11 protein-coding genes are annotated in these 15,789 nt (G+C 59.3%); all 11 read left to right on the forward strand.

The window, feature by feature from the left end; translation table 11 throughout:
- Positions 1-108: 108 nt before the first annotated feature.
- The 11 genes from ACFO3A_RS08865 (at position 109) to ACFO3A_RS08915 (ending at position 15,788) form a co-directional block, all read left to right on the forward strand.
- Positions 109-411 carry a hypothetical protein gene (locus ACFO3A_RS08865; RefSeq protein WP_377725749.1) on the forward strand — a complete coding sequence of 101 codons (303 nt, stop codon included), beginning with the start codon at positions 109-111 and terminating at the stop codon, positions 409-411.
- Between the two features lie 115 nt (positions 412-526).
- The gene (locus ACFO3A_RS08870; RefSeq protein ID WP_377725752.1) at positions 527-778 is read left to right on the forward strand and encodes a hypothetical protein; all 252 of its coding nucleotides are present in this window, start codon (positions 527-529) and stop codon (positions 776-778) included.
- Between the two features lie 48 nt (positions 779-826).
- Complete coding sequence (locus ACFO3A_RS08875; RefSeq protein WP_377725753.1) at positions 827-2,281, forward strand: pilus assembly protein TadG-related protein; 1,455 nt, start codon at positions 827-829, stop codon at positions 2,279-2,281.
- Positions 2,282-2,311: 30 nt separating this feature from the next.
- Complete coding sequence (locus ACFO3A_RS08880) at positions 2,312-3,172, forward strand: hypothetical protein (protein ID WP_377725756.1); 861 nt, start codon at positions 2,312-2,314, stop codon at positions 3,170-3,172.
- A 17-nt stretch (positions 3,173-3,189) separates the two neighbouring features.
- A complete protein-coding gene (locus ACFO3A_RS08885) occupies positions 3,190-3,942 on the forward strand; it encodes a hypothetical protein (RefSeq protein ID WP_377725758.1) in 753 nt (250 codons plus the stop codon).
- Positions 3,943-4,048: 106 nt separating this feature from the next.
- The gene (locus ACFO3A_RS08890) at positions 4,049-4,684 is read left to right on the forward strand and encodes a hypothetical protein (RefSeq protein ID WP_377725760.1); all 636 of its coding nucleotides are present in this window, start codon (positions 4,049-4,051) and stop codon (positions 4,682-4,684) included.
- A gap of 10 nt (positions 4,685-4,694) precedes the next feature.
- Positions 4,695-4,901 carry a hypothetical protein gene (locus tag ACFO3A_RS08895; RefSeq protein ID WP_377725762.1) on the forward strand — a complete coding sequence of 69 codons (207 nt, stop codon included), beginning with the start codon at positions 4,695-4,697 and terminating at the stop codon, positions 4,899-4,901.
- Between the two features lie 122 nt (positions 4,902-5,023).
- Positions 5,024-6,046, forward strand: coding sequence for a Flp pilus assembly protein CpaB (gene cpaB, locus ACFO3A_RS08900; RefSeq protein WP_377725764.1), 1,023 nt, complete (start codon positions 5,024-5,026; stop codon positions 6,044-6,046).
- A 28-nt stretch (positions 6,047-6,074) separates the two neighbouring features.
- On the forward strand, positions 6,075-8,255 hold the full coding sequence (locus tag ACFO3A_RS08905; RefSeq protein WP_377725765.1) for a pilus assembly protein N-terminal domain-containing protein: 2,181 nt from the start codon (positions 6,075-6,077) through the stop codon (positions 8,253-8,255).
- 17 nt (positions 8,256-8,272) lie between these two features.
- Positions 8,273-10,120, forward strand: a complete 1,848-nt coding sequence (locus tag ACFO3A_RS08910; protein ID WP_377725768.1) for an ATPase, T2SS/T4P/T4SS family — start codon at positions 8,273-8,275, stop codon at positions 10,118-10,120.
- A 121-nt stretch (positions 10,121-10,241) separates the two neighbouring features.
- Entirely contained in the window at positions 10,242-15,788 is a 5,547-nt protein-coding gene (locus tag ACFO3A_RS08915; RefSeq protein ID WP_377725770.1) for an RHS repeat-associated core domain-containing protein, read from the forward strand.
- Position 15,789: the final 1 nt, after the last annotated feature.

Raw genomic sequence — 15,789 nt, forward strand, 5'->3', positions numbered from 1 at the left:
ATGAAACCGGCATGGTTGACGATGTTCTTGGCGTTGAACATGAGTACGTATTGCAGCGCCACAGTACCGATCAGGCTGATGAGCGAGCCGGCAAAAATAAACTCCAGCATGGCTGCGCCGCGCTGGGCCCGCCCAGCACCTGCCCATGATTTTTTATGTATCAACTTGCGTCTCATGAAAGAGAAGAGAAAAAAATCCCAAAAAAACAAGATAGATAGCACCCACTCTTGTCAAGATGCTTCTTTTTTAATAGTCACCTCGTTTTTTGTTTGTCGTAATCTACTAGGAAGAAAGTTTTTTCAAAAGATATTTGTAAGTTTTTGCGACTTACACGAACCTTGCAATTACAAAGAAAAGCCGCATAAAAATCCAAAAAGGCAACGTTTAAAATATCAAATTGTTACAATTTAATTTTCTGAAGATATTGCAAGATGGTACATTTCGCAACCTTCACAGAGCGGAGGGGCTCTTGGTGTGGAAACTCTGCTTCTTATCCTGGTGAAGCATATGTCAATGGAGTGTTTTCATGTTGGATCTAAAAAAACAGCGTGGTCAAGGCATGACCGAGTACATCATCATCGTGGCATTGATTGCTGTTGCAGCGATCGCGGTTTACCAATTTTTTGGTGAAACCATCCGCAATCAAACCGCAGGGATTGCCAGTGAGGTAGCGGGGCAATCAGCCTCCGAATCGATCAAGAATGCCAAGACTGCCTCCGATGGTGCCAAGACCGAGGCGAATAAAACCAAAGGGCTGGACGCCTACAACAATAAATAATTATTTTGCATCCTCGTGCAAGGGAAGAGTATGCAAAGGCGGTCTTCCATGGGCCGCCAAAGCGGTCAGGCGTTGCTATACGGTATTTTCATGCTGGTGGCAGGTCTGGCGGCTTTGTTCTTCATGTTCAATGTCGGGCAATTGACCCGTGAGAAAACCAAGCTGGTTACTACTGCGGATGCAGTGGCATACAGCGCTGGGTTGATGCATGCCCGCGCGTTGAATTACAGCGCTTACAACAATCGTGCCTTGCTGGCAAACGAGGTACTCGTCTCGCAGATGGTTAGCATGTCCTCCTGGGCACAGTACGTGGAAAACTGGAGCAGTAACTTGCCGCGCGTTCATCCAGAATGCCGGGGTATTGCTCAGGTTGAGAATGGCAATTACTGGTCTGCGTTCTTTTCCATGCTTTCTGCGATGAGAAAGTTCGGGCCTGAGTATGCCGTGGCGTGCGGTCTGATGGAGTCGCAACATATCCGCCCCCATATACCGAATTTCAGCGACCTTGTGCAAAATGCGACAACCGCAGCGGTGGCAGCGGCAGAGGTACAGAAATCGGTCATCAAAACTGCCCAGCAAATATTGCACACCGGTTTTGTTGCCGAACGCCACCGCATCATGCAAAGCGTGGCAGATGCCAATTACGCAGGCGATGGCCATGTAACCGTTGATTTAACGGCAGGCACGGATGATTGGCTGTATGGGCCAGGGGGCGCCTTTACCAAGCGGTATGACGGCAGCGAACGCACACGCTTCAAAGACGTAACGCTGGAGGGCGCATATACCGATGCTTTTGTGAAAGAACGCAGGTGGCGCTCTACTGCCGTCATTCCACAACTGGGCCGGTGCTTCGGAAAATTCAATTACGTGGATCGCGCCGGAGGAACCGCACTACTGGGGCTGGACGAGTGGCACGCGGTGGATACGCAGTCTTACCACCGGTATCGCGCACGCCGTTTCATTGGCTGCCGAAAAGGGGAAACGCCCACCGGCATGGCCCAGCAAGAGGCATCTGTGACGAATCAAGCCCCTGCGGGCACCTACGGCGGCTCTTCCTCCCGCAACCCTTCGGCGCATCGGTATGCCTTGCAAACGAATTCTCCCGATATGCGCTACAGCGGCCTGCCCGGCTACTACGACCTGAACGCCAGCTGGCTGACGGGCAGCAACAGCAACAAGGAGCCGGTGCTGCGCCATTCGGTACGCCTGACACGGGCCGCGAATCAATTGCGAACGACAGATGGCAGTACCGGCCAGATTCAAACCCGGGGAGATTCGCGCATTGCGGCGTATGAAACCACCTTGGCCGATGGTGTGATGGCGGCGGTTTCGGGCACCGAAGTGTTCTTCGAGCGCCCGCCAGACCATGGCGACAACCGTTGGGGAGCCAAGCGTAGCCGCCCCGTGGAGTTGGGCAGTCTTTTCAATCCCTATTGGCAAACCCGTTTGGTGGAAGGCGATGTGGCCAGCCAATGGCTGCGCCAAGGGGTGGCAAGGCCATGATTGGCAATAGAAATAACAGGCGAGGCGAAGATGAAAAATAACAAATCCATATCAATACAGCTGTTTTGGTGGACGGCAGTTTTTCTGATGCTGTTCAGTGGGACAGCGGCCAACGCCGGAGAGGGACGCGTAAAGAAATTGCCATCCCATACAGAACGCGATGGCAAGATTCTGGGCCACCATGTCCGTTTGGAAGGCTATGCCAGCGATCAATCCACATGGGCAGAGATACGCTCGCAGAAAAATATCTGCGATATTTTAAAAAAGCCTGTGAATTTGCCTCCGCCGGACACCAAATTAAAATCCGTTGCCTACGATATCTATTACACAGAAAATCTTAAAATCATTTATCGCTGGGATGGAATAATATATATCTCCGATGACTGTCAATTGATAAACGACAAGCCGAGCAATATTCAAATGAGCATTGGATATGCTGGTGTTGGCGTGTGCATTGTTTATACCCAGAAAAAGACTGCTGAAGGGCACTGCCAGGAATACTATCCGCAGGCATTATTGGGAGAGTTCGGCGACGCTTATATGATGCCTTCACGCACTTTGGAAAAATACAAGGTCGGCAACGACGGGAATTGCAGAAAAATTATTTTCGAAAAAATTTATAACAACGGAGATACCATCAATGCCCTCACAGGAAGCCATGTGTGCATTCTTCCGCGCAAGGAAAAATGGAGGACACTGGAATTCTATGGTTCGGAACACCAAGGGATATTATTGGAAAAAGTGGACAAAACCTTCAAAGAAAACGGACTGCATGTCAAAGCAACCGTAGTGGAAGAGGATATTTATATCGACAAAAAAATACTCTTCCCCCATCTTTACACTCCCGGGTTCACGATTGAAGAAGCGAGTGAAGACATTCTGGATGACTGAATTTTCCATCTATAGCAATGAAATACCAACAGAAAGGCCAGTCACTCGTTGAATTTATCGTGGTCGCAATCGCACTGATGCCACTGCTTTTGCTGATTCCAATGATCGCCAAATACCAGGACATCAGCCACGCAGTGCAGGTCGGCAGCCGTTACGCTGCATTTGACGCCACGGTCAATAATGACCAGACCACAGCAGGATTCAAACCCGCCGACGATCTGGCCATCGAAGTGCGTCGGCGGTTTTTCAGCAACCCTGACGCACCGATCAAAACCAAGGATGCTGCGGGTGATTTCAAGGCACATCAAAACCTGTTCTGGCGTGATCCTGCCGACAAGCCGCTGATTCAGAAAATAGACGATATCGCCGTGCGCGTGGGGCCGAGCCAGGATGTCGATACAGACCGGATATTTTTGAGAGCAGGCGCTTTCAAACTGAACGACCCGCCTTTGTATGAGGGGGCCGTGCAGGTACCGTTGGTGAATCTGCCCTCAGGCATTCGCAGTTATGAACCGTTCGATGCGCTGGACCTGCGGATTGGCCGCAAAACGGTGGTGATGATCGGCAACTGGACAGGGCATTCTCCCAGCGATGTCAATCAGAGAGTGCGGGCCAGCCAGGATTTGACCAAGGCATTGAACGCCACCAGTTCGGTCATGAGCCTGCCGTTTGCATTGCTGGAGCTGGGCCATGTCAGCCCGCCGGAAGTCGGCAAGCTGGAGCGCTGGGAAGACCTGGTGCCCGCCGATCGCCTCCGCGCCCGCAAGTAGGCCAGCCGCATGCACGGGATTTTTCAGAGAACAAGTGTTGCAGTGTTGATCGGGCTGGCTGCGTGCCTGCCGATCGCACAAGCTGCGTCCGATACCTGGCCGATGGATGCTGCCTGCCCCGCCTGCGGTCGAGCAGTTTCAGGTCGGCAACCAGATGGTTCTGCACGGCATGCCGGTACGCATCACCGGCTATATCGCCCAGGGCAATGTGCAGACGCTGCGGGATTGGTATCGGGGCCATGTGCAGGGGCCGTTGGTCGAAAACCAGGTCGGGCGCAAGCTGGTTCTGGGACAGCGCCAGGGCGCTTATTTCCTGACGGTAGAGCTGGAAGCGATGGTAGGCACGACCTCTGCCGACTACACCAAGGTGCTGGTGGCAACGATGCAGACCGGCCAGTCCGTCCACGAAAACAGGCAGCCCGCACTGCTGCGGGATTGGTTAAGCCGGTTGCCGCCACAGACCCAGCTCGTCAGTGAACTGAGTGACCGCGACCCCGGCAAGGATGCACTGCACCTGACGGCAATGAACCGTTATGGCGTGGACTACAACGAGGCACATGTAACGCGCGAACTGGAACGCCAGGGCTTGCGCCTGCAAGCGCGACATGAGGCCAGCAATGGGACGGAACGCAGCCTGCTGTTCAGCGGCAAGAGCCAGGAAGCAGCCCTGGTGCTGCTGCGGCTGGAGGACGGCCGCAGCAGCATCGTCCTGAACCTGATTGCTTATTCATCGAGGGAGTAGGAACGTGTTCATGGGCATGTCGAGATCGCCGGAAAAAGGCAAGAGATTCCAGGCCGGGCAGCGCGGCGGCATTTCTGTGGAGTACGTGGTGGTTTGCGCCGTCCTGGCCCTGACCTTGGGGATAGGCATGGCCTCTGACGACAGCGTGTTGCGCCAGTTGCTGATGGCAATGCGCCTGTCGTTCTCGAAGCTGGCGTACGCCTTTTCCCTTCCCTGATGCACCGGATGGTGATGTTCACGGCCCTCTGGCTTTTGCCGGGGTCGGGACTGGTTTTGCCTGTTTAGGCGTCTCGGGGCGCATGCATGGTGCATGGCGCCTCGTATCTCTGGAGATGTTGAATGAAATTGCCCTCAGCAAGGTCGTTAAAACCTTCTAAAACTGTTGGCGTGCTGCTGGTTGCCATTACTTTTGGCTTGCTGGCCGCGTTTGTAGCAAGTAGCTATCTATCCAGTCGCCTGCAGGAAATCGAGTCCCGCTCCCGGGGCGAAATGGTCAGCGTAGTGGTTGCCAAGAAGGATTTGCAGGCAGGTGTTTTGCTCACGGCAGAAACCTTGGCGGTACGTGAAGTACCCGGGGATTACGCGCACAGCCTGGCCATCAGCCCGGATCAGTTCGCATCCATAGAGGGGCAGGAACTGGCCTTTCATATGAAGGGAGGTGAGTTGCTGCTGTGGCCCATGCTGGAAGGGCGCAAAGTACCCACCTTCTCCGTCAGGGTCGCGCCTGGGCGACGCGCCATTACGGTCGCCGTCGATGAGATCAACTCCATTTCCGGCCTGCTGGAGCCGGGCGATCTGATCGATCTGCTGGTGACATTCCAGCAAGAGAGGCAGAAAGTAACAGCCCCCTTGCTGCAAGGCGTGCGCGTGTTGGCAACAGGACAACGCGCAGTGGATGAATCACGCAATGGCGAGACGCGCATCTATTCCACGGTGACGCTGGATACCGACTGGAAACAGGCACAGAACGTGGTGATTGCCCGGGAAGAAGGGCGGCTGACCGCATTGCTGCGCAATCCAGAGGACACACAGCCGTTGCCGGAGCCGCTGGTCGATCTGGCCGCCCTGATCGACCAGCGCAGGCGCGGGGATGTGCTGGCGCCCGGCGTGCGGGAAGTGCCCGTGTTGTACGGCGGCAGCAACAGCAGCATTCCTGCAGAAGCGCTGCGGCTGGGGGCCTATGTGCCGCCTGCTTCCGCAGATCGGCAGGCCGCAGCAGCGCAGGCCGGCGCGGCTGTCTCGGCCCTGATAAATGCTGCCCGGCCCCCTTCCGCAGCCGATGGCGCGAATGCCCTGGCAGAGGACGGCGGGCCGGATGTCCGCACTGTCGTGACCTCGGTCAGCGCCGCAGGCAGGCCGTAATTTCTTTTCAGCTTCATCCATTCACACCATGCAATCCACGACTTCTTCGAACCTACCGCCCCGCCTGCCGCGCCTGCGCCGGATTCCGGCGGCCTGCTGCGCCTTGCTGGTGCTGGCTGGCAGCAGTACCGCACTCATGCCTGCAATGGCCCAGGACACTGCACCCATCAACGGCTACGCCGAACACCTGAAGCCCCGCAGCAACACCAAATCCAACCGCAAGGCACAAATCGCAGGCCCTGGCGCACGCCCTTACGAACCCGTGCAACGCCCCAGCGACGAAGGGCAGATTCCCGAGATCGAGATGTTCGTCGGCGAATCGCGGGTATTTCCGGCCCCTGGCGTGGCCCGGATCGCCGTGGGCAACGGCAGCATCCTGACCGCCGCAGCGCTGGACGAGAAAGAAGTCATCCTGTTTGCCAACGGCATGGGCACCAGCAGCCTGTTCATCTGGAACGCCGATGGCCGCTACCAGCGCGTGAAAATCAACATCGTGCCCGGCGACACCAGCCGCATCGCACGGGAGATCGCCGCATTTCTGACCAGCATCCCCAAGGCACGGGCGTCCATCATCGGCGACAAGGTGATCGTCGAGGGCGAAGGCCTGAGCATGGCCGACCTGGCCCGTATCGACATGCTGGCCCAGCGCTACCCGCAGATCGTGAACTTCACCAGCACGCTGGGGGTGGAAAAGATGGTCATGCTGGACGTGAAGGTCGTCGAGTTTCCCACCTCGGCCCTGCGGGAACTGGGCCTGTCCTGGCGTGCTACCGGTGGCGTGGCCGTCGGGGGCATCTGGTCGCCCATCCGGCGTGGCCGGGGTGACGGATTCCAGATCGGCGTACAGACCGGCTCCGAAAACACCCCGCCCATGATCGTGTCCGATGGCAGCACACTGACCCTGCCCAAAGCGCTGCATATCGGTTCGCTGCTGAACCTGGGCCTCAATGCCACGCTCAATGCCCTGGCCCAGGAGGGCAAAACCACCATCCTGGCAGAACCGCAGCTGTCGGCACGCAACGGGGCAAGCGCCAGCTTCCTTGCCGGGGGCGAGATTCCTTACTCGGTACGCACCAACGAAGGGCCGTCCATTGAATTCAAGCAATACGGCGTCAGGCTGGACATCCTGCCGCGCGTGGACAACACCGGCAACGTCCATGCACAGATTGCCGCCGAGGTCAGCAGCATCGACCCATCGATCTCCACCGAGTTCGGGCCGGGCCTGCTCAGTCGCAAAACGAATACCGAATTCAACGTCCGCCAGGGCGAAACCATTGTCCTGAGCGGATTGATCCAGCGCGAAACATCGGTCAATACCGACCGGGTTCCGGGCCTGAGCAACATCCCCATCCTGGGCGCCCTGTTCCGCTCCAAAAGCTTCCAGAACAAAGAGACGGAACTGGTCATCTTCGTCACGCCCACCGTGGTGGACGCCCAGTCGCCCGGAATCGTCGATCGCATCGAACGCACCACCGAACGCCTGCAGGAGCGGCTTGGCGCAGCGCCCTACCTGAGCAACCCCTTGCAGCCAGGGGTGGATATGGCCCGCCCGGACATTTCCCCTGCCGCCGCAACACCCCCCGACGAGGCACCAGAACACACGACAAATGAAACGGCAGCTGCACCCCCGCCCCCGCTGGTGGCCGCCACCCCCTTCGACGCCAACAAGGGCAGCACCTTCCGGGTCTTGCAGGACGGCCTGGCGCTGCGTGCCCGCCCCGACCTGAAAGGGCGCAGCCTGCTGCTGCTCGACCGGGGTGCGGTAGTCACCCTGCGTGCCCAGCCGACGCATGAAACCGTCTCCCGGGACTGGCTGCCCGTGCAGACCGGCACCATGCAGGGCTGGGTGCAGCGCACCTGGGTCACGCCTGTGCGCCTGGAACTGGAACCTGTGTCCACCCAGCCCCTGCCTGCGGCACAGCCCGTGCCATTGGCCGCAGGCACGGCGCTGACGCTCGATGGCCTGCCCACGGCTGGCAGCTACCGGGTACTGGCGCGAATGCTGCCCCTGATGCTGACCCCTGACCGCAACGCGCCGGTGCAAACCTTCATTCCCGAAGACCAGATCGTGGACGCCCTGGCCGTACTGGAGCGCGGCGCGTGGACTGCCGTGCAGTACCAGGGCCAGCGCGGCTGGGTGGCCTCGCCCTGGCTGCAACCGGTGCAACTGCTGCCGCAGGCAGAACACACGCCATCCACTCACGAATAACCCCGCCCCGGCACGCCATGTCACACATCCAAGTACAGATTCATAAGCCCAACGGGGAGGTCGAGCGCCTTCTCGCCCCCGGGGAAGCCATCATTGGCCGCGCAGGCCAGGCTGAAATCCGCCTGGAAAGCTGGCGCGTTGCCAAGGAACATGCGCGGCTGTTCCTCACCCCGGCGGGCATTCTTCTGGAAGACCTGGGCGCCTTTGGCGGCGTCCTGGTCAACGGAGAGCGCATCGACCTGCAATACGGCCCCGTCAAGGCCGGCGACGATATCGGCATTGGCCCTTTTCGGCTGCGGGTGCGGCTTGACGCACAGGCCAAGGACGCAGCACAGGCCGAAGATCATCCCCACGGCCAACATGCCGGGCCAGACCAGCCGCCAGAGCGTCAGCGCTCCCGCACGGCGGCAGCACGGCACGCACAGGCAGAGGCCATCCGCGAAGACGCACACCGCGCAGCCTTGCGTGCCCAGGCAGCCACCCCGCCCCCGCCGCAGGGGCCGACACCCCAGCCTGCAAATCAGTTGGTGGTTTTACCCAACCAGCACCAGCGACAACTGGAGTTCGAGTGGCGAAAAAAAGTCCACGCCAAGTTGCTGGACACCATGGACCTGCGCCGCCATGACATCTCCAGCATGAGCGATGAACTGCTGCGCAAGGAAACCAGCGCCCTGATCGAAGAAATCATCGCCGAGCTGGAAGCACAGATACCGCCCGAAATCAACCGTCCGCAACTGCTGCGCCAGGTGCTGGCGGAAGCCATCGGCCTGGGGCCGCTGGAAGACCTGCTGGACGACGACGGCGTCAGTGAAATCATGGTCAACCGCTTCGATGAAATCTACATCGAACGCGCTGGCCGACTGGTCAAGCACCCCATGACGTTCACCAGCGACCGGGCTGTCCTCAGCGTCATCGAGCGCATCGTCACCCCGCTGGGGCGGCGCATCGACGAATCCTCCCCGATGGTGGATGCCCGGCTCAAAGACGGCTCGCGCGTCAATGCCATCATCCCGCCCCTGGCCCTCAAAGGCCCGTGCCTGACCATCCGCAAATTCGCCAAACGCAAGCTACAGGCCCAGGACTTGGTGCGCATGGGCTCCATCAGCGCCGCCATGGCCGCGTTTCTGGAAATTTGCGTGGTCGCGCGTAAAAACGTCATCGTCTCCGGCGGCACCGGATCGGGCAAAACCACGCTGCTGAACATCCTCTCCAACTTCATCCCCGGGCACGAACGCATCATCACCATCGAAGATGCCGCCGAGCTACAGCTCAACCACGAACACCTCATCAGCCTGGAAAGCCGCCCCAGCAACCTCGAAGGGCGCGGCGCCGTGCATATCCGCGATCTGGTACGCAACACCCTGCGGATGCGGCCTGACCGCATCGTGGTCGGCGAATGCCGCGGTGCCGAGGCGCTGGACATGCTGCAAGCCATGAACACCGGGCACGAAGGCTCGCTCACCACCTTGCACGCCAATACCCCGCGCGATGCACTGGCACGCCTGGAAACCATGGTGCTGATGGCCGGTATGGACCTGCCGCTGCAAGCCATCCGCGAACAGATCAGCAGCGCTGTGGACATCATCGTCCAGCAAACCCGCTTTGCCTGCGGCACCCGGATGGTCACCAGCGTCACCGAAGTCACTGGCATGGAGAGCGGAAAAATCCAGATGCAGGAAATCCTGCGCTTTCACCAGCAAGGCTACGGCGCCGACCACAAGGTACGCGGCTGCTTCACCGGCTGCGACACCGTGCCCAGCTTCTATGAGGAGCTACGCGCCATTGGCCATGCCCAGGACCTGAGCATTTTTCAGCCCGCTCCTGAACTGGGCAGCATGGACGACAACGCCAGCGATGCACTCTGACTTACTATCATAAATATAGCTTCTATCGCTTATATACATTGTTTTTTAGATATAAAACAATATAAATTCCATTATTTACAAGCGCTAATAGCTTCTTTATTAATAGCAAGATATTTGCCTCATGCCTTCCCTCCACCGCTTCCTGCGCCGCCTGCTGCTTCTGACGCTTCTGACCGCGTTGCTCACCCTGCCTGCCCTGGGGCAAATCCCGGGCCTACCCGACCTGGGCAGCGGCAGCGGCACCTGCGACCCCAGCCGCTCCAGTTGCGCCCCCACGCAGCCGCCCATCTTTGGGGACATCGGCGGTGGCGGTGGCGGCGGCGCTGGTGGCAGCTGCAAGCCCAACGCAGGCGGCAATCCTTGTGATAGCTCTGGCCCGGCCAGCCAAGGCAGCACCGGCGGGCCCAATCTGGGTGCTGGCAACCCCATCAACGTCACCAACGGCAACAAATACCAGATGGAAGTGGACATGCCCGCCCTGCCCGGCGAACTGGGCTTGGAGCTGGTGCGCCACTACAACAGCGCCCATGCACGGGTTTTAGGTGCTTTGGGTGCAGGCTGGCGTTTGAGCTATGAGACCGAGCTGTACGAAGTGGGCAACACCGTGCAGGTGCTGCAAGCGGACGGCAGCCGCATCATCTTTGCTATTGACCCGGCCAACCCCAGCCACTGCGCCAGTGGCGACCCCACCCAGGGGCATATCGCCATCGATGAGCGGCGCAGTGCCAACGGCCAGCAGCGCAAGCGCTACACCTGGCACTGGAGCCACGGCCCCCATGCCGGGCGCAGCCTGCACTTCAACGCCCAGGGCAAGCTCGAACGCATCAGCGCTGCCAGCGGTGCCACCCTCACCTTGCAGCGCAGCCCCAACGGCCAACTGGCGCAAGTGACCGACCCGCAAGGGCGCAGCCTCATCTTCAGCTACCCCGACAAAGCCACCATTGCCCAGGCCCGGACCAGCGAACAGCCCGCCCTCTTTGCCGGTGTGCAGGCCATCACCACCCCGCTGGGGCGCTTCACCTACCAGCACGGCACGCAAAAGAGCGATGCGGCCAACCTGCTGGGCGTCACCAGTCCTGACCAAACCCAACGTCACTACCACTACGAAGACAAGCGCTGGCCCTACCGCTTAAGCGGCATCAGCATGGAAGGCACAGACAGCAGCGGCCAGCGCACCAAAGAGCGCCTGTCCACCTACCGCTACGACGAACGGGGCCGGGCCATCCTCAGCACCAAAGGAGCGCCCCCAGAGGGCACCCCCGGCCAGGAACAAGTCACCCTGCAATACCTGGCCCCCACCCTGCCCGCCCAAGAAGGGCGCACCCTGCTGACCAACAGCCTGGGCCAGCACACTCTGTACCGCCAGCGCATCATTGCCGGGCAATACCGGCTGACAGAAGCACGGGGTGCAGGCTGCGCCCAATGCGGGCCGGTGAACATCCGCTACCACTACGACAGCCAGGGGCGCCTTACCGCCCAGGAGCAACTCCAGCCCACCACCATCGAAGAGAACCAAGAACCCCCGCCCGCCAAAACACTGCACACCAGCCGCATCGGGCAAGCCCAGGAGCAGGTCTATTACGAAGACCGGCGCTGGCCCGACAAACCCACGCGCATCACCCGCCCCAGCGTCGTTCAAGGGCAGCAACAACAACTCACCCTGCGCTACAACGCTGCCGGGCAGATCACGCAGCTGACGCAGCAGGGCTTCAGCCCCATCAACGACGAAGGCCAGCAGCAGCCCACGGCCATCGAGCGCACCACCCGCTACCGGTATGCAGAAATCAACGGGCGCAGCCTGCTGGTGCAGGTGGACGGGCCGCTGGCATCCAGCAGCACGCGCATTCAGTGGGATGCACGCGGCGACTACATGGTGCAGATCACCAGCCCCGGCGGCTACCAGCACCACCTGCAACACGACCGCGCAGGGCGCTTGACCCAGGTACGCAACGATGCAGGCTTTGCCACCCACTGGGCCTATGACAGCCAAAGCCGCATCACCCATCTGGTCAGCACCGGCCCTGGTGGGCAACCGCCCCAGGTGCGCACCTACCGCTACAACGCCCTGGGCCAGATGGTGGAAAGCGGCAGCGGCCAGCCTGCCGACCAGCCGCCCCCACCGGCCCTGGCCGAACTGCTCCAGAACGCCCCGGCCTACACCCCCGCCCTGGCCCGGCAATTCGACAGCACAGGCCGCCTTATCTGGCAAGCCAGCGCCCTGGGCCTGCTGCACACCCGCAGCTACGACAGCGAAAGCCGCCCCACCGCCAGCGGCCAGCACAGCAACCGCATCGCCCGCACCGAAGCCTGGCGCTACAACGACCACGGCCAGATCACCCACTGGAGCGACAACGCCGGGCGCTTTGCCCACATCGACTACGACAGCCAGGGCCGCCCCCTGACCTACCACGACTCCACCGGCAGAAGCATCCAACTGCCCGGCAACAGCAAACCCCGTCCAGCAGCAGCTCCCGGGGTACCCGCCGCCCAAACCGCCAGCCCCACCCGCTGGCAGGACGACTTTGGCCGCACCGTCCTGACTGCCGACGGCCAACATGGCCGCCACACCCTGGCCTGGGACGCCGCCGACCGCCTCATCGCCATGCACGACGCCCAGGGCAACCACGCCCGCTACGCCTACGACAGCGCCGGGCGCATTACCGAGCAGCACATCCACAGCGCCAATGGAGCCAATAGCGCAGGCAATACCAACGACACCCCACCCCAAACCACCCGCTGGCACTACCAGGGCCGCCACCTGCTGGCCGTGGAACACCCCACGCAAACCGAACGCTACCGCTACGACCATCGGGGGCTGATTGCCAGCCGCAGCGTCACCCGCACCACCGCCAACGGCCAAAACACCACCAACACCAACACCAACAACACCAACAACACCACCAGCCACACCCGCTACCTGCACGACAGCCAGGGCCGCCTGGCCGCCACCAGCCTGCCCGATGGCCGCTGGCTGCACTACCAGCGCAACGGCCAGGGGCAAGTCACCGCCCTGGTGCGCAGCCCCGTGCAAAGACCGTGGCTGCGCAAACTGGCCGCAGAAGACGCCATTGCCAGCCACCTGCAACGCAACCTGGTCGGCCTGCAAAGCTACACCGCAGGCAACGGCATCCACAGCCAATGGCTGCGCGATGGCACCGGCACCCTGGCAGGCATCGTCCACAGCAGGCCCAGCGCAGGCCCACGGCAACTGCACGCCCAGGCCCAGGCCCAGGCCCGCATCCCAACAACACCAACACCCCTGTGGCCCGCCACCGCCTCGGTCGTGCAGCGCCTGCTGGGCATCGGCAATGCCCAGGCCAGCACCGCACCCAGCGCAACCACCCCCGCTACCCCAGCCGCCCTGGCCTTCTTCGACGAACGCTACCTGTGGAGCGGCGACGGCCTGCTGCTGCACAGCCAGCGCCGCCACCAAGGTGCAGCACAGCAACGCTATTGGGCCTATGACGGCGCAGGCCAGCTTGTTGCCGGGGTGCAGACCAGCACAACCACCGACACTGCCACCGACACCCAGGTCTGGCGCTACGCCTACCAGGACCAGCGCCGGGTACTGGCCCAGCACACCGCCAGCCAGGATGAATTGACGGCAGGCACCACCCGCACCCATTGGGATGCCCAGGGCCGCCCCACCCACCAGGATGCCGCCACCACCTACAACGCCAACGGCCAGCCCACCGGGCAAGGCCAGCGCAGCTACCAGTGGGATGCTTTAGGGCGCTTGACTTCCATTCATGCAGGCGAAACAACCCGGCAAGAAATCGCCCGCTACCACTACGACCACCGGGGCCTGCGCATCGCCAAAGACGCTGGCGGACGCACCACCGGCTACCTCTACAGCGCAGACCGCCACCTGCTGGCAGAGCTGAACGCCAGCGGCCACATAGAGCGCCAATACATCTATCTGGCCGATTTGCTGCTGGCCGTCATCGACACGCCCAAGGGCGCAAAGCTGGCCCAAACGGTTCCCGAAGCAGCAGAAAAAGAAAGCCCCGAACCGCTGGAACAAACCATTGGCCTGTGGGCAGACGTCAAAGCGCTGCTCTCCAGCTACCTGCCCGGCAACGCAACCCTGGCCTATATCCACAGCAACCACCTGGGTGCGCCGGAAGCGGTCACCAACGAAAACGGTGAACTGGTATGGCAGGCCAGCTATGCGCCGTTCGGGGCAGCGGCCATTCAAAACCAACAAAACAACTTCACCCTGAATATCCGGCTGCCGGGGCAGTATTCAGATGAAGAAACCGGCCTGCACTACAACCGCCAGCGTTATTACGACCCGGCCCATGGGGCGTATTTAACGCCCGATCCGCTGGGCCACCCCGATGGGCCGAATGCCTATGCCTATGTGGCCAATAACCCGCTGGGGTCGATTGACCCGGATGGGCTGGTGCTGTTTGCGTTTGATGGGACGGAAAACTCTGATGATCCAGAATGGTTAACACAACGCAGCAGCACTGTAAGCAACGTGGTTTTATTTAGAAATTTATATGACGAAAATATTAACGGCCCTGCCAGTTATATTACTGGAGTAGGTACTATCCATAGGGATTCTCGGTATGATGATATTCTAGTCCCCGGATTAGATGCCGGTCTCAATCGAACGGGTGTTGATCGTATTGACCGCATGATGCTCTATCTTCGTGACCAAGCCATGCTTTTTGATGATGATAAAGTCATGGAAATTGATATTGTTGGTTTCAGCCGTGGTGCCGCACAGGCCAGAGACTTTGCCAATCAGATTATTAGAGAAACACATCTTATTAACGGGAGAAAATATTATTTTTATAATGACCTAGAAACAGGAAAAAGGTCTTGTCAATGGGTAAATTTTCGATTCATGGGGCTATTCGATACAGTACTTAGCACTAATTCAGGTCGTGATTACACCTTAACTATTCCTGAATGGTTCTCCTATGTTGCCCATGCGGTTGCATTGAATGAATACCGGAGCCAACCAAACGGAACATTTAATGCTCTTGCTAACCGAAATTTCTATAGTCGAACACGAGTTCATTTGGAAGGTGATCGCCATTGGGGTGGTTTTCCACTAGAGTCTATTGGCAGAAGCAATAATACACCAGGTCAGCAACGAATAGAAATGGGATTTATTGGAGCGCACGCTGATATTGGCGGTGGCTATTCAGCAGGAGAAAATCAGTTATCACAGGTAGCACTTGCGTGGATGGTTGCTCAGGCACAAATTGCCGGTGTAGCAATGAATACTAGGCGAATTGAAATTCCAACCGGCAATGTTGTTATACATGACCAAAGTAATCTACTGCGCTTTGGCGACCCAAGAACAGCCCCCGGAACATTTGAAGTTGAAGGTTTTACAGGCGGTTTATTAGGCACCGAATCCTATCAAACCGAAGACCGATTGGTGCATGGCGGATTTGGTTCAGGTTCACAACGCAGACCGGTATTTGATTTGCCTGTCCAACCTGGTGGTAATCGAAGTATGTTGAATGCTGACACGCATCAATTTATTACTTACACCCCAAGACCACAAAATATTTTGAACGACACCAGAATTACAGAGGATATCGATGAAATTCGTAACCTCCAAAATCGTACCGGCACCGTAGAGATGCAAAGCTACATGAGTTGGCTGCGCCAGCACGGTTATGTGTTTGCTGGACTAGGAGAATAGT

Source organism: Comamonas nitrativorans, assembly GCF_042654765.1.
In the GTDB taxonomy this organism is placed as follows: domain Bacteria; phylum Pseudomonadota; class Gammaproteobacteria; order Burkholderiales; family Burkholderiaceae_C; genus Comamonas; species Comamonas nitrativorans.

Bases quoted from the DNA above. Each gene is read 5' to 3' on its own strand.
- ACFO3A_RS08865 (WP_377725749.1), top strand. From the start codon at position 109: ATGGCTGCGCCGCGCTGGGCCCGCCCAGCACCTGCCCATGATTTTTTA.
- ACFO3A_RS08870 (WP_377725752.1), top strand. From the start codon at position 527: ATGTTGGATCTAAAAAAACAGCGTGGTCAAGGCATGACCGAGTACATC.
- ACFO3A_RS08875 (WP_377725753.1), top strand. From the start codon at position 827: ATGGGCCGCCAAAGCGGTCAGGCGTTGCTATACGGTATTTTCATGCTG.
- ACFO3A_RS08880 (WP_377725756.1), top strand. From the start codon at position 2,312: ATGAAAAATAACAAATCCATATCAATACAGCTGTTTTGGTGGACGGCA.
- ACFO3A_RS08885 (WP_377725758.1), top strand. From the start codon at position 3,190: ATGAAATACCAACAGAAAGGCCAGTCACTCGTTGAATTTATCGTGGTC.
- ACFO3A_RS08890 (WP_377725760.1), top strand. From the start codon at position 4,049: ATGCTGCCTGCCCCGCCTGCGGTCGAGCAGTTTCAGGTCGGCAACCAG.
- ACFO3A_RS08895 (WP_377725762.1), top strand. From the start codon at position 4,695: ATGGGCATGTCGAGATCGCCGGAAAAAGGCAAGAGATTCCAGGCCGGG.
- cpaB (WP_377725764.1), top strand. From the start codon at position 5,024: ATGAAATTGCCCTCAGCAAGGTCGTTAAAACCTTCTAAAACTGTTGGC.
- ACFO3A_RS08905 (WP_377725765.1), top strand. From the start codon at position 6,075: ATGCAATCCACGACTTCTTCGAACCTACCGCCCCGCCTGCCGCGCCTG.
- ACFO3A_RS08910 (WP_377725768.1), top strand. From the start codon at position 8,273: ATGTCACACATCCAAGTACAGATTCATAAGCCCAACGGGGAGGTCGAG.
- ACFO3A_RS08915 (WP_377725770.1), top strand. From the start codon at position 10,242: ATGCCTTCCCTCCACCGCTTCCTGCGCCGCCTGCTGCTTCTGACGCTT.